Origin of the sequence: Gordonibacter pamelaeae 7-10-1-b, from assembly GCF_000210055.1 — a bacterium.
Classification (GTDB): Bacteria; Actinomycetota; Coriobacteriia; order Coriobacteriales; family Eggerthellaceae; genus Gordonibacter; species Gordonibacter pamelaeae.
In genome coordinates this window covers 2,258,409-2,258,980 of record NC_021021.1, presented here as the reverse complement: position 1 = coordinate 2,258,980, position 572 = coordinate 2,258,409, and the positions used below count along the sequence as shown (strand labels likewise).

Here is a 572-nt window from a genome sequence, read left to right as displayed (position 1 = left end):
TACACGAGCGCCTGCACCTTGTGCGGCAGCATCGCCCCGCCGGCGGTGGCCGCCGGCGATGCCGAGGACAGCGCGTAGTCGGGCGAGAGCGACCCCTTGTAGTCGATGACCACGGCCTGGCCACGTCCGTTCACGTCGATGCGGTCGACGCTGCCCCGCAGCTCGAAGCCCCCGTACGCGAACGGCTCCCTCGTGCCGAAGTCGAGCTCGAAGAAGGCCGGGGAGAATCCGGGCAAGAGCGCCGCCTCGCGGTCGAGGTAGGACACGAGCCGGCGCTCCAGGCCGTGCGCCTCGGCACGCTCGAAGGCCGTGAGGGGCAGAAGCGGGTTGGCCTTGCGCTTGAGCTCGGGCTGGAACGCCAGGTGGCGGGCGAACGTCTCGCGCATGAGGGCGCGCGCCTCCTCCAGGTTGCCCGGCGCCACCTTCGCGTTGCCCATCTCGATGAAGTGCTCGTAGAAGCTCTTCAGCACGCCATGGGAGAAGCTGCCCATCTCCAGCGGGCCGAAGCCCGCGTCGGGCGCGGACAGGCGCAGGCGCCGCAGCGAGAACCACTTGCAGGGACACTCGAGGTA

At 70.1% G+C, this 572-nt stretch carries 1 protein-coding gene; it reads right to left on the bottom strand.

Going from position 1 to position 572, the window contains the following annotated elements; genetic code table 11:
- Window positions 1-572: PD-(D/E)XK nuclease family protein (locus tag GPA_RS10480; protein WP_041239463.1), on the bottom strand; the 572-nt coding region annotated here is incomplete at both ends.